At 51.1% G+C, this 20,608-nt stretch carries 17 protein-coding genes and 1 tRNA gene; 8 read left to right on the forward strand and 10 right to left on the reverse strand.

The window, feature by feature from the left end; all coding sequences use genetic code 11:
* Nucleotide 1: 1 nt before the first annotated feature.
* The 4 genes from KK062_RS11095 to KK062_RS11110 all read right to left on the reverse strand — a co-directional run bounded on the left by KK062_RS11095 (nt 2) and on the right by KK062_RS11110 (nt 3,241).
* Nucleotides 2–1,114, reverse strand: coding sequence for a hypothetical protein (locus KK062_RS11095; protein WP_254084367.1), 1,113 nt, complete (start codon nt 1,112–1,114; stop codon nt 2–4).
* Nucleotides 1,115–2,002: 888 nt separating this feature from the next.
* On the reverse strand, nt 2,003–2,458 hold the full coding sequence (locus tag KK062_RS11100; RefSeq protein ID WP_254084368.1) for a PIN domain-containing protein: 456 nt from the start codon (nt 2,456–2,458) through the stop codon (nt 2,003–2,005).
* Entirely contained in the window at nt 2,451–2,678 is a 228-nt protein-coding gene (locus KK062_RS11105; RefSeq protein ID WP_254084369.1) for a UPF0175 family protein, read from the reverse strand. Before KK062_RS11105 ends, KK062_RS11100 begins: the two co-directional genes overlap by 8 nt.
* A 491-nt stretch (nt 2,679–3,169) precedes the next feature.
* Nucleotides 3,170–3,241 (reverse strand) — tRNA-Glu (locus KK062_RS11110).
* 186 nt (nt 3,242–3,427) lie between these two features.
* Here KK062_RS11110 and gap point away from each other — a divergent pair.
* The 6 genes from gap (at nt 3,428) to KK062_RS11140 (ending at nt 9,517) form a co-directional block, all read left to right on the forward strand.
* Nucleotides 3,428–4,426, forward strand: coding sequence for a type I glyceraldehyde-3-phosphate dehydrogenase (gene gap, locus KK062_RS11115; protein ID WP_254084370.1), 999 nt, complete (start codon nt 3,428–3,430; stop codon nt 4,424–4,426).
* 172 nt (nt 4,427–4,598) lie between these two features.
* A complete protein-coding gene (locus KK062_RS30915; protein WP_317195766.1) occupies nt 4,599–5,780 on the forward strand; it encodes a tetratricopeptide repeat protein in 1,182 nt (393 codons plus the stop codon).
* A gap of 108 nt (nt 5,781–5,888) precedes the next feature.
* Nucleotides 5,889–6,329: a hypothetical protein gene (locus KK062_RS11125; RefSeq protein ID WP_254084371.1), complete on the forward strand. Its 441-nt coding sequence runs from the start codon at nt 5,889–5,891 to the stop codon at nt 6,327–6,329.
* A 4-nt stretch (nt 6,330–6,333) separates the two neighbouring features.
* Nucleotides 6,334–6,819 (forward strand): nuclear transport factor 2 family protein, encoded by a 486-nt coding sequence (locus KK062_RS11130; protein WP_254084372.1) that lies wholly within the window; start codon nt 6,334–6,336, stop codon nt 6,817–6,819.
* Nucleotides 6,820–7,225: 406 nt separating this feature from the next.
* Nucleotides 7,226–8,410: an aspartate aminotransferase family protein gene (locus KK062_RS11135; protein ID WP_254084373.1), complete on the forward strand. Its 1,185-nt coding sequence runs from the start codon at nt 7,226–7,228 to the stop codon at nt 8,408–8,410.
* A 9-nt stretch (nt 8,411–8,419) separates the two neighbouring features.
* Nucleotides 8,420–9,517, forward strand: coding sequence for an AI-2E family transporter (locus tag KK062_RS11140; protein WP_254084374.1), 1,098 nt, complete (start codon nt 8,420–8,422; stop codon nt 9,515–9,517).
* A 10-nt stretch (nt 9,518–9,527) separates the two neighbouring features.
* Here KK062_RS11140 and hslV read toward each other — a convergent pair whose 3' ends face one another.
* The 5 genes from hslV to KK062_RS11165 all read right to left on the reverse strand — a co-directional run bounded on the left by hslV (nt 9,528) and on the right by KK062_RS11165 (nt 18,288).
* Nucleotides 9,528–10,064 carry an ATP-dependent protease subunit HslV gene (gene hslV, locus KK062_RS11145; RefSeq protein ID WP_254084375.1) on the reverse strand — a complete coding sequence of 179 codons (537 nt, stop codon included), beginning with the start codon at nt 10,062–10,064 and terminating at the stop codon, nt 9,528–9,530.
* A gap of 74 nt (nt 10,065–10,138) precedes the next feature.
* Nucleotides 10,139–11,779 carry a pyruvate dehydrogenase complex dihydrolipoamide acetyltransferase gene (locus KK062_RS11150; RefSeq protein WP_254084376.1) on the reverse strand — a complete coding sequence of 547 codons (1,641 nt, stop codon included), beginning with the start codon at nt 11,777–11,779 and terminating at the stop codon, nt 10,139–10,141.
* A 155-nt stretch (nt 11,780–11,934) separates the two neighbouring features.
* Nucleotides 11,935–14,895, reverse strand: a complete 2,961-nt coding sequence (locus KK062_RS11155; protein ID WP_254084377.1) for a TolB family protein — start codon at nt 14,893–14,895, stop codon at nt 11,935–11,937.
* A 121-nt stretch (nt 14,896–15,016) separates the two neighbouring features.
* Nucleotides 15,017–15,889 carry a DUF4249 domain-containing protein gene (locus KK062_RS11160; protein ID WP_254084378.1) on the reverse strand — a complete coding sequence of 291 codons (873 nt, stop codon included), beginning with the start codon at nt 15,887–15,889 and terminating at the stop codon, nt 15,017–15,019.
* A gap of 14 nt (nt 15,890–15,903) precedes the next feature.
* Nucleotides 15,904–18,288: a TonB-dependent receptor gene (locus KK062_RS11165; RefSeq protein WP_254084379.1), complete on the reverse strand. Its 2,385-nt coding sequence runs from the start codon at nt 18,286–18,288 to the stop codon at nt 15,904–15,906.
* 196 nt (nt 18,289–18,484) lie between these two features.
* On the opposite strand from KK062_RS11165, the gene KK062_RS30720 reads away from it, so the two are divergent.
* Nucleotides 18,485–18,607 carry a hypothetical protein gene (locus KK062_RS30720; protein ID WP_262899197.1) on the forward strand — a complete coding sequence of 41 codons (123 nt, stop codon included), beginning with the start codon at nt 18,485–18,487 and terminating at the stop codon, nt 18,605–18,607.
* Nucleotides 18,608–18,723: 116 nt separating this feature from the next.
* Here the strand turns inward: KK062_RS30720 and KK062_RS11170 are convergent, their stop codons facing one another.
* Complete coding sequence (locus KK062_RS11170; RefSeq protein ID WP_254084380.1) at nt 18,724–19,602, reverse strand: bestrophin family protein; 879 nt, start codon at nt 19,600–19,602, stop codon at nt 18,724–18,726.
* 129 nt (nt 19,603–19,731) lie between these two features.
* Between KK062_RS11170 and KK062_RS11175 the strand changes: the two genes are divergently transcribed.
* On the forward strand, nt 19,732–20,514 hold the full coding sequence (locus KK062_RS11175; protein ID WP_254084381.1) for a hypothetical protein: 783 nt from the start codon (nt 19,732–19,734) through the stop codon (nt 20,512–20,514).
* Nucleotides 20,515–20,608 lie beyond the last annotated feature (94 nt).

The following is a 20,608-nucleotide window of genomic DNA, read 5'->3' on the forward strand; positions in this document are numbered from 1 at the left end:
ATCAGTCCTTTATTTTAATTGTGCTTATACCAATCCGAAATACCCAGGGTGAAAATTCGTGCAATGAAAATGCAGTATCGTTCACCTTGTACAATACCGCCAGATTGAAGGTAAGGGGCGACGAAATGGATATCAGATACCCCGCTCCCACAAACACATTATGCTGTTCAAATAAATTGCGCTTCTCGCGGCTGCCGTACACGGCATAAGAATCCATTACATCTTCTGCTTGCAGATAAGCCTGACGTTTAAAGAACTCAGCTTTTATAAAAGTCTTCACACCCACGGTTGTCACCATCTTCTTTGTCTCTTCACGCAGTACAAGATTTGGCCCTAGCCCAAAGGATAGGTAGTCTGTAAAGTGATATCCCAGCGACGGGGAGAGTTGCAGAATAGTAAAATCACCACCAGAAACTCCCAATACACCTTCAAAATAAGAGCGATCCAGGAAGCTCGGCTTTTTGCGGAACAGGGATAGTTTACCTTGCGCTGATGTTGCCTGCTCCTTTAATTGTAAATGCTCTCCTTTCAGATTAACCTTCCGTATACTATCGAGCGATGTCAGGTATTTTGATTTTAGAGTTCTTCCTTCCAGCGGTGAGAGACGCTGCAGTGCAGATGCAGGGAGCTTTACTTCGCTAAGATCAGGTGTGCGTGTAAGATTTTTGTCGACAATGCCGGCATTCGGCAATCTCTGAGTGAGCCCGTCAAGCGAATCACGGGCAGTGTATTTACCTGATAATGAATCGCTATTATTAAAAAATGCTTCCCTTACGGCGTGCGCCAGTTCTTGCTCTGATACCTCTTTTTTGGCAGGTAATGTTTTAGGAATTGGCGGAATATTTGAATCGGGTATCTTCGTTAAAGAGTCGCGCCATAACTTCCACTGTTTCTCCGAATAGACCTTTTCAACGGCCTCCGCTTTTTTTATTATCCCATTATAGAGTATAAGCGTCTCTTGCTCTTTCTTTTGAATACTATCAGAACCAGGAATATTCCTTTTATAGACGTTATTCTGCGAAGGAAGGCCAGCCTTGTCGTGAGTGACCTCGACATGCTGTGCAACGGACACAAAAGGCAATATAATAGCGCACAGGAGAAATACCTTTCCCATATAAATTAGACATTTTATTACAACTTATTATTACCGACAAAAAACTACACCATAACGTTAATCGCGTTGCTTAACCCAAAATAATTATGTTGATTTTTTAAAGCACCTACAGGCATTTACACGCTCAATACAACCATTTAACATTCTAACACTAGCCTGTCTGTTATTATCAAAAGTAATATTTTTAACGGAACTTGCAATAGCCTGTGTATAAAATCGCGGATATTTTGATAGCAAATCACACCTATAGCTATAGCTATGATCATATAGTGAAGAGATAACGTATTACCACCATGTCCAACAGCAGGATTCCGGAATGACTATGAACGATTGCTGTCATGTATACCGCCGACGTGCATACCGGAAATATCCGGTATGTACGTCGGGCTATTTTGATCGCTTCAAAAAAATAGCCCATTGTGTCTCCCCGGCGCACCTCACCACGCCCCATACACATCATGAACGGGTAATGCCGTATCAGCGGGCGCTTCATTCACGAATAGAATTTCGGCACAGGCGCTAACCGTGTAAGTCGTTTTCAATCGACGTGGAGTTCGGTTTTACAGATGAAAGCCACCTGACCAATTTCTTCAAGCAAAGAAAAAAATTAATCCGGCCGGCTTTAGGAAAAAAGTAATGTCGCGAAAATAGATATTCGAAGATAACTCGGCCGTTTGCTCGCCATAACTAATGTTGAATCTGTTTAGATTCAAGTATACTCGTAATCGCCTCAGCAAACTGAAAAAAAGCAAAGATGTTTGTGCCTACGACTGATGCCAATCATGTCTCTGGTATATTTTGCACCAACAAGTAGTCTGTCTTTATATAGCTACCAGGATTTTCTATTGGGAAATTTACATTAATCTGTTTGGCATTAATGATAATCAGTCACTCTCCCACCTCCTTCAAGATCTCGTCTACTAAAAGTTCAGAAATTCTGAAATCTGTATTTCGGATCAAATCAATAACCGGCTTCAATTCCGAAATAACTCCCAACTTTTTCGCCTTCACCAAAATCCCTAATGTGCCCGTAAAAACTAATCCAAGTTTCTTAGCCATTTTTCTAGCTTTAAGATCATCTAGAAGCAATAAAGGTTCTGAATAATTTAACGACAATGCTATTGCGCTCGCTTCGCCAGGATCGATGGACACTTCCAATACCTTTTGATAATTTTTGTCTGACGATTCTCTCAACGTTATCCAGGTGGGTAACGATTTGCCAAACTCTTTTGCTACTTCAGGGGTCGTAATAATATTCTGATAGAGATCACTTAAAATTTCAATTTTGTTGATCTTATCCAGAATGATCAGACAACTTGCATCCGATATAACAACATCAGGCATTGGCGATATCAGATTTCAAATCGTCCAATGAATCGCCAAATATGGAAACGTTATATTTACCTAACACTTCGATAAACGCACGTTTTGATAATCCTGTTAATTCCGCCGCCTGCCCTGAGGACAATCGACCATCCTCGTACAATTTTGATGCGACAATCATCATCAAATCCATATCCGATATCGTTAAACTATCGGGTATATTTATTTGTAACGTTCTCATATAAGTTATTAAGTCTTCGTTGGACTAATTTACTAAATAGTAGATTCAAAACACACTCCTAATTTTCAACTCGTTTTAACATCGTTCTCGCTGCTAATGCTTAAACATAAAAAATGCAGATCGGATCACACAACTTTAACGTTTTAGGGCTGTTAGCACCGTTTTTGACCAAAAATTGAAAATCCCGCAAATTCTCAAGTTCTCCTGATTCGATGAACACCATTAAGCAAAATGGCTTACACCTGCAATCGATAGCATAAATATCTCTTCCACCTTACCTCCACACGCAAACGATGCCTGCTTAGTCGTGCGAACAGCTTCGTGAATACACTCCTAACACAGGAACTATACCACGATCAATATCCTTATATACCTGACGGAACAGGAATAAAGACCTGACATAACAAACCGGGGAACCGCCTCCACTTTCGGAGAAGCCGAAAGGTATAGACACAAAAAAACCTGAGCTTTTTCAAACTCAGGTCTTCGAGTAGTCCGTACGGGAATCGAACCCGTGTTACCAGAATGAAAATCTGGTGTCCTAACCCCTAGACGAACGGACCGTATTGGGTAGTGTTTTGTGTGTGACCTTTTGAGGTTTCTCTCAAAAGGTGTGCAAAGATAGGGTTGTGATTTTGATTTGCAAACCGGTGCACAAAAAAAAATGTAAAACACAATTTTATTTCATAGGTTTTGGGTAACGGGTCTTTTATTTTTGGCTTCCGAAATTTTAACAAAACAACAGAACAATGACTAAAGTAGGTATTAACGGTTTCGGCCGTATTGGTCGCCTGGCTTTCAGAGCTGCTATTAATCGTAAGGATATTGAGATCGTTGGCATCAACGACCTCGTGGAGCCAGACTACATGGCTTACATGCTGAAGTATGATTCTACCCACGGCAAGTTCGACGGCACGGTAGAAGTAAAAGATGGCAATCTCGTGGTAAATGGAAAGAAAATTCGCGTAACGGCGGAGAAAGATCCTTCCAACCTGAAGTGGTCTGAGATCGGCGCGGAAATCGTTATTGAATCTACTGGTCTGTTCCTCACCCAAGCCGATGGCCAAAAGCACATCGCCGCCGGTGCTAAGAAAGTTGTTTTCTCCGCGCCTGCGAAAGACGACACCCCCACTTTCGTAATCGGTGTGAACCATAAAAAACTCACTGCCCAGCACACGATCGTATCGAACGCTTCGTGTACAACCAACTGTCTTGCACCGCTGGCCAAAGTCCTCAACGATAAATTCGGTATTGTTGAGGGGTTAATGACCACTGTGCACGCTGGTACCGCTACACAGAAGACTGTCGACGGCCCGTCTGCAAAAGACTGGAGAGGTGGTCGTGGCGCATACCAAAACATCATCCCTTCTTCTACAGGTGCTGCTAAAGCTGTGTCGCTGGTAATCCCTGAGCTGAAAGGCAAGCTGACCGGTATGTCGTTCCGCGTGCCCGTAGCCGACGTATCGGTTGTCGATCTGGTTGTACGCCTCGAGAAACCCGCTTCTTACGAGCAAATCAAAACTGCGATGAAAGAAGCGTCTGAAGGCGAACTGAAAGGCATCCTCGGTTACACCGAAGACGATGTTGTATCGCAGGACTTCCTGGGCGACGCTCGTACGTCTATCTTCGATGCTAAAGCCGGTATCGCACTGAACGACAACTTCGTAAAAGTTGTATCGTGGTACGACAACGAGTGGGGTTATTCAAACAAGCTGATCGACCTCGTGCAAGAGCTTGCCAAGATCTAAGCGATCGCACACATAAATTATCCCAGTTAGACCCCGGCCGTAACGCCGGGGTTTCTTTTTTTTGGCCTCGCCATAAGCCTCTTCCCTTAAAAAACTCAAAAAAAACGCCATCCTCCACGTCAAAAACACCCCCGAAATCCGTTATAGGAAATAGAGCACCCGACTGTATGCGATGGCCAACTACTACGAGGTATTAGGTGTAAGTATGTCCGCCAACGCCACCGAAATCCGGATGGCCTATAAGCGTATGGCCATGCAGTACCACCCCGACCGTAACGCGGGTGATAAAAATGCGGAAGAGCTCTTCAAGCAGATCAATGAAGCCTACCACGTGCTCTCTGACCCACTCAAGAAAGCACGCTACGATCAGCGCCTCTACGACCCCGTCCCGCCGCCACACGCCGAGACGCTCCGCGACCGCAACATGCGCCGCTATCGTCAGTGGCAGCAGGCCCGCCAGAAAGAGTATACCATTGGCAAAGAATACTTCCGCATACAAGGCCTGGCTTTCCTGGTCTTTATTGTCATTGCAGGCTTTTGCTTCGCCGTAGTCCACACGGCCTATTACTTCATGGAACAAAAGCGGCTGGCACGGTGGCGCGAGAACAGCGTTCAGCTCCGGAAGGTCAACACCCTCTTCGCCTCCGGCAAGTTTAACGAGGCCTTTGCGTTGGTACGTGTGCTGAAAGACAAAGACCCCTTCGATTATCGCTTCCTGTTTGCCCACGACAGCCTCACAGGGGCGTTGGATAAACTGGCGGAGGCCGAATATAAAAAGCAGGACTTCGCCGCGGCCGTGTCGTACTACCTCGTACTGAAGAACCACCAGGATCCCGTCGAGTTTCAAACGCTCGAGCGCCTGGCCTTGTGCCAATATTACCTGGGCAACTTCCGGGAGTCGCTGCAAGCGTTAAAGCACTTGCACAACCAGCAACCGCGCAACCTGGAGCTGGTCTATCGCATTGGCATGATCCACCTGGAGAAGCTGGAAGAAGCGGAACAGGCCCTGCAATACCTCGACCTTGGCAAACGGCTGTTCAAGGAAAACCTCAGTGAAGTGTATGGGGAGGCATTTATGTTCGCCATGGACCCCGCCGACGCGCCTGACATTTATTATAACATCTTCGAAGCCCGCGCCCGCGCGCACCTGCGGCTGAAAAAATACGACGAGGTGCGCAACGACTGCAACTGGGCCAGCTACCTCCGCCCCCTGCGATCCGATCCCTATAGGTTGCTGGTAGAAGCCGGCCAGGCCGGCGGCCATTGGCCCACCCTGTGCGACGACCTGCGTCCTGCCCGGAAGCTGGACGACCCCGCCCTGCGAACCCTGATCCGTAAACACTGCAGTCTCTGAGCGACAAGGCACGGGTTTTAAAGAAAAATCCCGGCCCGCATACTTCACAACAAACGTTTTTTACGATCTTTCAAACCCGGCAACTGACGGGAAACCCTTAAAGACCCTATGAAAACCCAATATCTTGATCGAGAACACCTTTTATCGGTGAAGAATAGCTATTTCAATATCCTGGCGCTGTTCCTCGGACAGTCCAAGATTGACAGCCGCTTTCTGCGCTGCCTGCTCAAATGGGGCTTTCAGCTGCACCTGAACCCGGAAGACCTGACCAAGGCCAACATCGATCTCACACACCTGCAATTCACAGACCCCGGCGACAAAGTGGCTAAGCTCGAAGCCATTTATCACCTGGTATTCATGATCTACCTCGACGAAGTAGTGGAAGATGTCGAGCTGGAAGTAGCGACTATCTATGCAGAGCAGCTTGGCTTTCGCGCATCTGTGGTAAGCGACCTGTTCAAGTCCATTGCTACCGCTACCTACGACGACAAAAATGAACGCAACGTGCGCCAGGAAGTACTCGACTTTCTGAAATTGTACGAGATTTAACGCCATGCCACGCCGCACGATCCTTTTAGCGTTGACAATGTTGCTTGCAACGCCCCGCCTGCTGGCACAGGGCGAGCATGCCGACATTCACACGTTTCTGGATCAATGGCATTGCGCGGCTACGGAGGCCCGCGCCGACGCATTCTTCGGCAGCATGAGCGAAAACAGCATCTACATCGGCACGGATGCCACTGAACGGTGGACCAAAACCGAGTTTATAAAATTCGCCGGGCCGTACTTTGATCTGGGCCGGGCGTGGGAATTTATTCCCTACGATCGCGATGTGCACGTAACAGCCGACGGACGCTATGTATGGTTTTCCGAACTTTTAACAACCTGGATGGGTGTGTGCCGCGGCTCGGGCATGCTTCATAAAACAAAAGCGGGGTGGAAGATCGAGCAGTACCACCTCTCTGTTACTGTTCCCAATGCACTTATAAAGGATTTCATCAGCCTGGTCCAAAAATCTACGCTTCAACGAAAACAGTAGTCACAACTCGTTTTCATAGCAGGGTGCCGGTTGCCAATCAGTAAACAAAGCTACCAATGTATGGTTTCACCGATCTTTCGGTGGCAATCAGGGGGTGTTTTTGACGAATTTTGAATCATCAATCACAATCAATTAACCCTTGGTATGCCATACATGAAGAATCTTGATTTCAGCAGGGACATTGCCAATGCAAGGGTCTCCTCGCGCTTAAAACAGGTTTTAGTACTGGTAGCCGCTATCCTGATCGGAATGGTGATATCAGTATCCGTGAACGCAGCTTAATAAAAGACCATTTTTTAATATAACCGATTCCATTTTTTAAGGTTTATCTTTTAGTTTCTAAGAACCCCGCCGCCGGGGTTTTATTTTTTTATTTCAGTGGAGGCGGTTTTCCTACTTTTGCGCCATGGATTTTGACCCGCAGATCTTTCTGGGCAATATGGCCCAGACTACCGATGCTCCTTACCTCATTAGCATTGAGCGTGCCGAAGGCATCTACCTCTACTCGCCGGAAGGCAAGCGTTATACAGACCTGATCTCAGGTATTGGCGTGAGCAACATCGGGCACCGGCATCCGGCGGTAGTGAAAGCCATCAAAGACCAGGTAGACAAACATTTGCATGTAATGGTGTACGGTGAATTTATCCAGTCGGCGCCAAACCGACTGGCGGCAAAGCTGGCCTCTTTGCTGCCCGCCAGCCTGAACTGCAGCTACTTTGTCAATTCGGGTACTGAGGCTAACGAAGGAGCGCTGAAGCTGGCAAAGCGTTACACGGGCCGTACGCAGATTGTATCCTTTCGGAAATCTTACCACGGCAGTACGCACGGGTCCATGAGTGTTTCGGGCAACGAGGTTAAGAAACAGGCTTTCCGCCCCCTCCTGCCCGATGTGTCGTTCATCCATTTTAATGTGATGGAAGACCTGGCCCATATTACCGACCGCACGGCGTGTGTCATTGTAGAGACCATTCAGGGCGACGCGGGCGTGCGTGTGCCCGACCGGGCCTACCTGCAGGCGCTGCGCAAGCGATGCGACGAGACGGGCGCCTTGCTCATCCTGGATGAGATCCAATGCGGTATGGGGCGTACCGGAAAGCTGTTTGCCTTCGAGCATTTTGGTATTGTTCCCGACATCCTCACCACGGCCAAGGCCTTTGGCGGCGGGCTGCCGATCGGCGCCTTTATCGCCTCGCGCGAGATCATGCAATGCCTCACGCACGATCCCATGCTGGGCCACATCACCACCTTCGGCGGCAACCCCGTCTGTTGTGCCTCGGCGTTGGCTACGCTGGAGGTGATCGAGCAGGAAAACCTCCTTGCCTCGGTGGAAGCGAAGGGCAGGCTGTTCGAGCAGTTGCTGGTGCATCCCGCCATCCGCGAAGTACGGCGCATCGGGTTGATGTTCGCCATCGACTTCGACTCTGCCGAGCGCGTGTCGGAGATTGTACTGCGCGGCAGAGAGCTCGGTGTGATTACCTATTGGTTCCTGTCGCATCCGTATAGCTTTCGTATTGCGCCGCCGCTTACTATTACGGAGGCGGAGATTAAAGAATCGTGCAGCGCCATTTTGCAGGCCATCGGGAATCCGTAACTTCCGGGCATGCACGACCCTCAACGCCCGTTCGACCGCCTCGACTATATCTATAAGCTTTTCGTTGTCATTGCCCTTACCCTGGTCGCGATGGTGTGGGCTGGCGACATCATTATACCCTTTGCCTTTGCAGGTATCCTCTCCGTGGTAATGCAGCCGCTTGTCAAACGGCTGGAGGCCCGCAGGGTCGCACCGGCGCTGGCCATCTCGCTCGTATTGTTTATGACCATCGTCGTGCTGGGACTTTTGATCTGGCTGATGGTGGGACAGATCATGGGCCTGGTGGCCGACCTGCCAAACTTGCAAGCCAAGCTCGAGGCCTTTATAAACCAGACCAGCAGTACCTTGCGCGAGTTCGGCATCAGCACCGTAGACCAAAACAAAATGGTAGCCGATGCCATGAGCACCGTGAGCGCGTTCCTGGCAGCCATTGTGCTCTCCACCACCAACGTGCTTTCGGCGCTCGTGCAGATTCCGATCTATATTTTTCTGTTGCTGATCTACCGTGACAAATTCCAGGCATTCTTCCTGGCGTTGCTGCCGGGGCGGGAGTTCGGATGGAAAAAAGATGTGGAGCGGGTTATTCAGGGATATATCTCCGGGCTATTTTTAGTAACGATGATCGTTGCCGCGTTGAATACCGTCGGGTTGCTGATTGTGGGTATTGACCATGCCATCTTCTTTGGTATACTCTCGGGCGTCCTTACCATCATCCCCTATGTCGGCATCATCATCGGTGCACTCTTTCCCATTTTGATGGCGTTAATCACCAAGGACAGTATTTGGTACACGCTTGGCGTGATCATCGTGTTTACCATTGTGCAGTTCCTGGAAGGTAATTTTATCACGCCGCGTATTACCGGCTCGAAGGTCAGCATTAATGCGCTGGCGGCGATCATCGCCTTGCTCATTGGCAGCAAGGTGTTGGGCATTGCAGGCATGATCCTGGCCGTACCGGGCATTGGCCTGGTCAAGATCCTACTGACGTATAGCCATCATCTCAAGCCGTTTGTGATCTTGCTGGAAGATACGCCGACTCAAAAAGAGCTTCCCTCCGACCCCGAACAAACGCCGCCGGAAGATCCTTCTACTGTCTCGCCCTCCTGACGACGACGCGTCAGAGCTTTTCGATCACCAGGTTGTGGTTGGTATAGATACAGATATCAGCCGCGATGTTGAGGCTTTCGCGCACGATCTCTTCGGCCGTCAAATGGGTAGCGTGTTTTTTAAGCGCCAGCGCGGCCGACTGTGCATACATGGAGCCAGAGCCGATAGCCGCCACCTGATGGTCGGGTTCCAGTACGTCGCCCGTGCCCGATAGCACCAGCAACTCGTCTTTATTGACAGTGATCAGCATGGCCTCCAACCGGCGCAGGTAACGGTCCATGCGCCAGTCCTTGGCCAGCTCGATGGCCGCGCGCTTCATGTTGCCGCCGTGGGCATTGAGCTTCTCTTCAAACCGCTCGATCAGGGTGAACGCATCTGCCGTAGACCCCGCAAACCCCGCGAGGATTTTGCCGTCTTGCAGCTTGCGGATCTTCCGCACATTGCTCTTGGCTATATAGTTGCCCATCGTCGCCTGGCCGTCGCCACCGATGGCTACCTGGCCGTTGTGTTGTACGGCCAGGATGGTCGTTGCATGAATTTTTTCCATGGTTGCTGTGATACCGTAAAAAGTAAAATCCCCCTCCGTAGAACGGAGAGGGAGTATAAAGATTGTTGTGTTGCTTAGATCAGGATGCGGACCGGATCTTCCAGGAGGCCTTTGAAGGTCTTCAGGTAGGCCGAGCCTACAGCGCCATCCACCACGCGGTGGTCGCACGACAGCGTCACCTTCATGATGTTGCCGATAACCAGCTGGCCGTTCTTCACGATTGCTGTCTCCTTGATGCCACCAACTGCCATGATGCAGGCATCCGGCGTGTTGATGATCGCGGTAAACTCGTCGATGCCGAACATACCCAGGTTGGAGATCGTAAACGTGCTACCTTCCCACTCGGAGGGTTGCAGCTTTTTGTCGTGTGCCTTTTGGGCCAGCTCTTTTACCTCGGTGCCGATATGCGACAACGACTTGTTGTCGGCAAAGCGGATCACCGGTACCAGCAGACCGTCTTTTACCGCTACGGCCACACCGATGTGGATGTGATGATTGCGGCGGATCTTGTCGCCTCTCCAGCTGCTGTTCACATCAGGGTGCTGACGCAGGGCTGCCGCGGCGGCTTTGATCACCATATCGTTAAACGATACTTTGACAGGGCTGATCTCGTTGATGCTCTTACGCGCTTCGATGGCCTTGTCCATGTTGATCTCCATGGTGAGGTAGAAATGCGGCGCCGTGAACAGACTGTCGGACAAACGCTTCGCGATCGTCTTGCGCATCTGCGACACCGGCAGCTCTTCGAAGCTTTCTTCGCCTACTACGCGCGGCAGTACGACCGGCGCAGCAGCTTTGTCGCCGCTTTTTGCAGGGGCCGGCGCGGCCGAAGGTTTGTAGTCTTCTACGTCGCGGCGGGTAATGCGACCGTGGTCGCCAGACCCTTGTATCTTCGCGATGTCGTAACCTTTGTCTTTCGCCATTTTCTTCGCCAGCGGCGAAGCTTTAATTCTGCCATTTGCACCATGGTCAGCAGAAACTTCTTCGGCCGCAGGAGCCGTCGGAGCAGCAGCAGTTTTTTGCTCAGCCGCCGGCGCCGCAGGAGCAGCACCACCCGATGCACCCGCTTGTTCTGCCTTCAGCAGGGTTTCCCAGTCAGCACCTTTCTCGCCGATGATTGCCAGCACACCGTTTACGGGCACTGCCTTGCCGGCGTCAGCACCGATGTACAGCAGCGTACCGGTGTTGTACGATTCGTACTCCATGGTCGCCTTGTCGGTCTCAATTTCTGCGAGCAGCTCACCGGACTTCACACTGTCACCTACTTTCTTGCTCCAGGAAGCGATCACCCCGTCGGTCATGGTATCGCTCATTTTCGGCATGCGCACGATCTCTGCTTTGATGCCGGATGTATCGACTTTCGCAGCCGGGGCAGCAGCAGCTTTCGGCGCCTCCGCAGCGGCGGGCGCGCTTGCCTGGCCACCACCCGATGCCGCGGCGTTGGATGCGCCTGACAGCAGTGCTGAATAATCTTCTCCTTTATTTCCTACGATGGCCAGAACGTCGTTCACCTTCACCGCCTGTCCCTCCTGCACGCCCAGGTACAGCACAGTACCGTTGTTGAAGGACTCATAGTCCATCGTAGCCTTGTCTGTTTCGATCTCGGCCATCAATTCTCCGGACTTCACGGTATCCCCCACTTTCTTATGCCACTTCGCTACCACACCCTCGGTCATGGTATCGCTCATCTTAGGCATGCGTACTATTTCTGCCATGTTCGATTATAGATTTAAGAGTTTCAACTGCCTTTTGCAAACCTTTGCAGAAGGACTTTTTCAAATTTTCGCTTCCAAAAATAGGGTATAAACCGCTATTTTCAACATTGTAATACAAATGTTTGGATGGACGGAGAAAACGTGTGTACCTGCCATTAAAACCCAATTGACCCGATAATAAATTCCAGCACCGTGCCCGAACTGTTGTAAATGTTGGCCTTTCGGTACGTTGTGCGGAAACCAAGCTCGAATCGGGGCAGGAAACGCATGAAATTGAAATCAAAGGTTGTCTCGACACCCACCGATGCATACGTCGCATCGGTCAGGGAACGGTACACTCGCCCGGAGTCGGGGTTGTAGTAGTACTCCGTACCGGTGCCCTCCCCATAATCATAAAACAGGTTAAGCTTGATCCGTTGGATATTCAGAAGCGGCCCCAACGCAATGTCGGGGTACCACAACGGAAGCCCGTAGTTCACCGACAGGGTCGTAAATTTCTCGTTGTTGGGATAACTGTAGCCACGTGGTTTGGCAATGCGGTTGCGGAAGGTATATAGTTCTGTATTAATCCCTTCCTGGCTTTCCTGATACGCCGCGCGCGCATACAGGTAGTGGTGCCGCCCGATGCCGGGGAAATAGAGTGTGCCGCGCACCGCCCAGAGCCGCCCTTCAAAATCGCCGCCGCCCGGCGTGTTGTAGAGCTCCGCCGCGAGTGTCTGACCCCAGCGATAATTAAAATCGCGGTAGCTGGTTTTTAACAGCCGACTGTAGGAGAGACTGAACTTGTTGTACAGCAGGTCGCCATTGCTCAGCTGATCTTTGTAGACATACAGCAGGGTATCAAACGCAGGCACGGCGCGCGCAGGGCCTTTGTACAGAACTTCACCCCTACGGGAAATGGTATTCTCGAACGACGACACTTTGGTGATGCCCATGGCCCCGCCGATCGAAAGCTGTTGACTATACTTCGAGCGGGTCAGCAACAACGGAATGGTCAACCCGCCTTCGACGGTGGTCTCCGTCCAATCAAACTCGATGTCGTTCCCGAAGGCGCGCTCGTCATCATTGCGATCGCCGCGTTGAAAGTTGAGATCAATGATGGGATACAATCCCTGGTAGCTCACGCCGGCTTGCCAGAAACCCGTGCGCTCGTTGATGTCATACGCATACCCCGCCGAGATTGACGTCGTACTCAAAATGTCTTGTGAGGCAATGCCCGCCTGGATGCGAGTCAGATCGTTCGTGACGTTCAGGCCCCACGCATAGGGATTGACGACGCCCTTCCAGCGCGAGTAGCGCTTAACAGGCAGTGCCGTTGTGGGCACGCTGTCGAGCAGTCCGGGATGTCCCTCCTGCTCCACCAGCACCTGGTATACTTGTTGGGTGGCTTTTTCTTCGAACGGCTTCCACGCTGCCGGGGTAAACGGCGTCTTGACGACATCCAGTCCATCGCGCGACTGCTCGTTGTAATACAGGGTAGCGCTGTCGCGCGATATGGCAGCATTGTACGCACCGTACCGACTGGACGTCACCTGGTAGCGTTTGCCGTCGCGCAGGTCGAGGGCATATATGTTGTCAATGCCGCTTACCGGCGAATTGAAGAGCACGTAGTGGCCCACAGGCACGGGGTGGCCCAGGTTTTCCTGGCGGATGGGCAGCAGGTCTTCGGAGGCCCCGGTCTCCGCGTCGATGCGGCAAAGGGTTTTACCGGCGCGCGTGGTTTTGATCACATACAGGTATTGACCATCGGCCGACCAGCGCGGCATGGCATAGAAGTAGTTCTCGGGATTCGGAAATTCATGCAGCGGCTTGCCGGTAAAGATCTCCAGGATGATAATGCTCACCTGGTAGTCGTTGGCCGAGCGTATCGTGGCGATGCGGTCACCCCTGGGCGACAACGCGGCGACACCGTAACGCTCATGCTTATTGCCGATCACACGCCGTTGATGCCGGCTCCAGTCATACAGCTTGATCTGCGAATAGTTCCGGGCACGCCACCGCGGGTCATATCCATATTCAGCCCATACCACGGCATCATACGCCGTAGAAAGCATACCCGCGTCGTTGACAAAGCCCGGTGTGAAGACTTTCTCTTCTTTGCCATCCTTCAGCTTTATAAACTGGGCAATGTGGCTGTTACCACTTTTCATCACCAGCACGCTGCCGTCTTCTTGCGGCTGCGGATAGGCATAGTCGGCATATGTGCGGGGCGGTCGGCCGTGAATGCGTTCAAAGGGCGTCAGCGTTAACGATGCAACCTCGGCTTCCCACTCCTTCCGATAACTGTCTGCCATCTCCCGAAAAAGATCTGTAACATACATTCCCGTTTTATTCTTGATCGCATTCGAAAAAGCAAAGGGAATGAACGGCACACTCCACGACCGCGCCGTGATCTTGCCCCAGATCTCGGGGTCGTTGGTCTTGCGCCGCAAGTAGCTGATCATGTTATACCCCAGCACATAGTGATTGGGGATGTTATGTTTGAACGAGCGTAGGTATTGTTTGTGATAGTTAAAGGTTCGGCCCTCCTGCAGGTTGGTACGGAACAACAAATTGAAGTTCGGAATCTTACCGCGGCCGCTCGGTGTGAAGGCCGTCTCTGTCGCTACCGCATCGCCCTCCCAAAACCATTGCGGCGCCGACACCTGGGCCATGCCCGCCAGTGTCGGGTTACCAAACAGGTAATAGAACAACCGGTTAAAGCCGCGTGTGGCATGTTGATATTGAACGATGTGCCGGTACTCGTGCGAGGCCAGCAGGTTCAGCCAATCGTTGGTGCCGACAAAGTTATAGTCTTGCGGCGGCATGGTATAAAACTCCGACCGCCGGGGAAACTGCGACACAAAGCCATTGGAAACAGACGACTGGTTTTGCAACACCACCGAGATCTTACGAGGTTTCGTACCCAGCGACCGGGCCTCGGGCGTGTGGATGTGTTCCAGCGTGTTGGCCATGCGTATACCCTGGGCATCAAAGCCCTCCGGGAACAAGACACGGAAGTGGGGTGTATTGACCTGGTACCAGCGTAGCCCTGTGGGATTATTTTCCAGTACCGCCTGGGCGTATACCCCGCCACAGCAGCACAACGCAATAAAAAAAGGGAGTATCTTCTTCATCCGGAATGTATTTCCGTATGAAAGATGAAACTCCCCTGTTACAAAAGCAAACCCGGCCGGGGTATTTATCCACCGGCCGGGTTACGATGTGTCAGGCACATCGGATTATTCTCACGGGTACTTATTCCGCTGCTTCAATCCGCACTTCTCTGTACGAGATCGCACTAGCCTGGAACAAACCGAACGCGTTGTTGGAAATGTTGGAGCGGGGGTTTGCCGGCGGCGGGTCAAACATACCACCGTCGTTTGCCAGAATCTTGCTCAGGTCGCGGTAGAAGATAAAGACCGGACGACTCAGGCTGTATATCTCGGCCCCGGCTACTTCACCATTCTCAAAGTATCCCGGGATGGCAATGTCTTTGATCTCGCCACCCACCAGCACGTCGTCGGTCACATAAATCTCCGGATCATCTTCCGAGCTCTCCGACCAGATACGTTCGCCGTTGCGATAGGTACGGAACAGGTAGTAGTCGCGTGTTTCCTGCGGTTCCTCTACGCTCATCAATACTTCGTAGATGCGATTCGGAAAGTCCTCGTCCTCCGGCTCGTCCACCTGATCTTGATCTAGCTCGAATTCAAGCTCGTCAATAGGATTGATGTGAAACATCTCGTCGCTGGCCGTGTAGGTCTGGCCATCGGCCTGTACCGTCAGGCTGTAGGTACGCCCCACTTGCCCAACAAACGGAATGGCAGGTTTATAATATCCCACAGAGTCCGCATGACCGCCGGGGTTGTGTACGTAGGTGTATGTATTGCCGACATTGTCACTCACCTGTACCGTCGCGTCGGTAATACGCGGCGTCTTACCTGACGCGTAGAAGTCGGTCGAGCGGCTGACCTTCACGAACTGTCGCCCGGGCAGGTTCGTTACTAACCCTTCGATCGTGATACCCGATTCGGTCTGAAGGTCGTCCATGATATAGGCTTCATCACAGGCCGTTACCAGCAGGGCGGGAAGAATCAGGAGTGCCGTTTGTTTTATATACTTATTCATATCGATAGCTGAGATTAGAATTTGATGTTATAGGTTACGGACGGAAGGATCGGGAACAGGTAGATCATGCGTGCTTCCTTCTGGGTGCCATCGCCGATCACGTCGCCGTCGTCGTTACGTTTCGTGCGGGTATAGATGGTAAAGGCGTTCTTGCGGCTGTACACATTGTATACCGAGAATACCCACTGTCCTTTAAACCGGCGGCCAGCATTCTTGCGCGGGTTAAGCGTAGCCGACAGGTCCAGGTGGTGGAAGTCAGGCATGCGGTAGCCGTTACGTTCCGAGATGGTGTTGGGCATATACCCATCGATCTCGTATTTTCCGGACGGAAGCGTAACCGGACGGCCGGTGCTGTAGGTAAAGCTGGCGCCGAAGGTCCACTTGTCGTTGTAGTCGTAGGCACCGATTATGTTCAACACATTGCGACGGTCGTAGCCGGCTGCGTACGACTTGCCATACACATTGCCGTTTGCGTCTCTCTGTTGGTTCACACCATCGATCTTACGCATTACCTTCGACCATGTATACGACACCATACCCGTAAGCTTACCTTTCTTTTTGTTCAGCATGAACTCGGCACCGTAGGCCCATGAATCACCCTGGCGGTATTCAGTCGACAGGTCTTCATTCAATAATATTTCTGCGTTGTCGGCAAAATCGGTCACATTGTTTACGTCTTTATAATACGCTTCGATCGACCCCTCATACATGTTGTCGTTGAAGTTCTGGAAGTACCCTACGGCGACCTGGTCGGCCATCTGCGGCTTCAGGTAAGGACCACTCGGCGCCCAGTTGTTGAACGGCAGCGGCACAGTACCCGCGGCCATCTGGTGTGTGTTTTGCACCATGCGGTTGTAAGAAGCCTTGATTGATCTGTCTTCCGACAGTGCGTACCGTATGCCCAGGCGTGGCTCGAGGTTGACATAGGCTTTAATCGTCTCCCAGCGGTTATATTCTGACGAGTCGCTGCGAACCGGGTTGTCAGCAGCCTTCGGATCGTCATACCGGTATACTTTGCCCGGGCCAACATTCTGGAAGATGGAGAGGCGTACGCCGTATTCCAGGGAGATTTGATCGTTCACCCGCTGCTCATTGCTGATAAACAGGGCGTGGTCGAGCGCATACATCTTCTGGAACTCGGTCCGTTTAAACAGTGACCCTTCCGAGGCGGGCACGACACGTGCAGGTTGGAACCGGCGGCTCGTCAGGTGATAGCCAAAGGTCAGCTCGTTGTTGGTATTGATAAAGTAGCTCAGGTCATTTTTTAAGCTCACCTCGGTCAAATCCGAAGTCCATTTAAAGCCTTGTGCCGGGTCGTTTATTTCCAGCGAGTAATCAAAGCGGCTGGCGATCAACGATGTGTTGGAGAACAGGCGCTCGTTGAACAGGTGGTTCCAGCGGAATGTAGCGGTAGCGTTACCCCAACCGAAGCCCGCGTCGCCACCGTCAAAGGTGATCTTATCGCGGCCCATGTAGCCGGATATAAAGAAACGATTCTTGTCGTTGGCCTTCCAGTTTACTTTACCGTTCAGGTCATAGAAGGTCACTCCGTTGTCTTCACCGGCGGCCTTCAGGTATCCGCCTATATTGGATATACGGCCCGATAGCAGGAACGATGCTTTGTCTTGTTTGATAGGGCCTTGCACCGACAGGCGGCTGGCCAGCGTACCCAGGCCACCTTGCACCTGAAAGTTTTTGTTGTTACCGTCAATGGTACGCACCTCCAGGATCGACGACAAGCGACCGCCAAAGCGTGCAGGGATACCACCTTTATACAATTCTGAGTCTTTAATCACGTCGGCGTTAAAAACCGATACCAGCCCACCTAAGTGCGAGGCGTCATAGATCGGCGCTTCGTCCATCAGGATCAGGTTCTGGTCGCCACCACCGCCACGTACAAAGAATGCTGAAGTACCTTCACCCGCAGAAATAACACCGGGCAGCATCTGCACACTCTTCAAAATATCTACTTCGCCGAACAGGGCCGGTAGCTTGCGGACCTGGCTGAGATTAAGGGTGTTCTTACTCATCTGAATGCCGACGACGTTGGCGTCTACACGATCGCCCGAGATCTCTACCTCTTGCATCATCGTAGACTCTCCAGCCATTTCAATGCTGCGCGACACGTCACCGGCCAACGTGATGGACACCGCCTGAGTGTTGTAGCCAATAAAGCTATACACCACATCATAGGTGCCGGCAGGCACTGTGATGGAATAGAAACCATACGCGTTGGTCGTGGTTCCTGCCTTCAATTGGGGGATATAAACAGACACTCCAATCAGCACCTCACCATTCGCCCCATCCTTCAGGTATCCATTTAGCGTGGCCTTCCCTCCCTGCGACCACGCAGCAACATTCAAAAAGAGTAACATCGTGACAATCAAAAATCGGATCATGTGTTATTAAGGTTTGTTAAGCGTTAGACAATCAATCCATGATTGCCCCCTACGTCAGTCGAAATTTTTTATTTAGGATTACGGGCGAAAAATACTAACACGGAAAAAGAAAGAAATTGTTGCCCGACAATACAGCGTAATTATCGGTATTTTTACACCGACCCATTATAAACACGTAAAACAATCGATTGTAATCATGTTTAGAAAGCTTCGCGATATGTACCGGCAATACAAGGCCTATGTGCGGGTAGACCTTATTATGTATGCCTCGCTTATCCTGATGATCATCTTGTATTTTATAATTAGTACGGTTTTCTGATACACAAACCCTGTCAACGCGTATACCCGCGCTGCATTGCACGTTGGAACAGCTAAATCACACATACACGTGTCCCCCAGTACAGGACACGTCAGCGGTCGACGTTATTAAAAAGATTATAACAATATTTCCCGTACGTTATCCCGTATACGCTTGGCCAGCTCATCGGTAGGCAGATCGTTGACATCACGTCCGAATGGATCTTCAATCTCTTCAGCAATCAATTCAACACTCAACAAGACATACGACACCAACATCACTGTCGGCACCGTGACATACCCCAACGTAGTGACAAAACCAAAAGGCAGGGTGATGAGATAAATGAAAATAAATTTCTTGACGAACATCGAGTACGAATACGGTATGGGTGTATTCTTGATACGTTCGCAACCGCCCATCAGGTCGATGAAGTCTTTGAGCTCTTTGTCGAGATTGATGAGATGATCGCCCGTGATCTTGTTGCTTTTATATAGTGCGTTGACGCGTGTATACAACATCGCCGAAATGCCGTTGGGTTTATGCTTGAGCTTCTTCAGCTCTGCGATCAGCCGGTCGTCAACATCCTCCAGCTCGGAAAACTGTACACCCTGCCGCAGGTTCTCTTTCATGGCAAACACGAAGTTGGCGATCATCTTGGCAAACCACGCCCGCTCGTCGTGCTCTTCTTTCGACAGGTAGGCGTTGAGCTTCAGGGCCAGGTTGCGGGTGCTGTTCACAATACCACCCCACATGCGGCGTCCCTCCCACCAACGATCATAGGCCGAGTTGGTACGAAACACCAGGAACAAGCCCAGCACAATCCCCAGCAGCGAGTGCACCGCCGGCGTGCCGGGGAACTGGCTGGCTGTCAGGTCGAAATGATCCAAAATAGCGTAGCACACCACGGCCGCGAAGCCCGCCATGAACAGCAGGGCCGGCAACATGGTCTTCAGCACATGCCGGCTATACGAATGAGTAATAAGCCTGAACCAGGTTTTGGGGTTATAATTGACCATAACAGCGTGTCGTCTTTTCGGCCGCAATAACGTTTAAGAAATGTTTTTTTGCAATGCCGGGCAGCCTCTCGCACGCAATAGTATTTTGCCAAAATCGTTATATCTTTCGAAGTCAGAACAACCTATCACATGAACAAATTTGGAATTATCCACATCGTGCTTTTTTTCCTGCTGATGCTTTCGTACCTGTTTTCGTCCGGTCAGGGCGACCAGGTCGTGACCATCAAAGGTGAAACCCTTACGGGTACCCTCAAACCCCTGGCCTTTGGCCCCGACAAAAAAATACAGGTGACCAGCGCCGACAAAAAGAAGACCACCGTTCCCTTGTTGCAAGTGAAATACTACACCTTCAAAGGTGACACGTATCGTCCCGTAAAAGGTCCCCAGGGCTACACCTTTATGAAGGTGGTGAAAGACGGCTACGTTACCCTGTACGCCTTTCAGCAGGAAAACCAGACCTCGTACGATGGCCGTTTTCTGGTGAAAAAAGATGGCGAGAGCACCGAAATACCCAACCTGAGCTTTAAAAAGATCATGACCCGTTTCCTCGACGATTGCGAAGAGGTATCGGCCAAAGTCGAAAACGGCATGCTGTCCAAGAAGGACCTGGACGTGATCATCGACGAATACAACCAGTGCATTGAGCAGCGCACACAAGCCCGTGAAAAGGCCGTCGCCACCCGCGTGGAGGCTGTAAAAAAGATCAGCTCGTGGGATGTCCTGGAGGAAAAGGTGAAAACGTACGAAACGTTCGAAGGCAAAGAAAGCACCCTCGAAATGATCACGGAGATCAAAAACAAAATCGCCCGCGGCGAAAAGGTGCCCAACTTCCTGACCAGCGGCCTGAAGTCGTCCATTACGCAGCCCGACCTGCAGGAAGCCCTGAATAACGCGATAAAAGACCTGGAATAACGTACCGGCTAGCCAACAATCGAGTAGGAAGTAAGGGATTATTTCCCTTACTGTCCTCTCACACCACCGTACGTGCCGTTCGGCATACGGCGGT

This window comes from Dawidia cretensis (assembly GCF_018598175.1).
Classification (GTDB): Bacteria; Bacteroidota; Bacteroidia; order Cytophagales; family Cyclobacteriaceae; genus Ohtaekwangia; species Ohtaekwangia cretensis.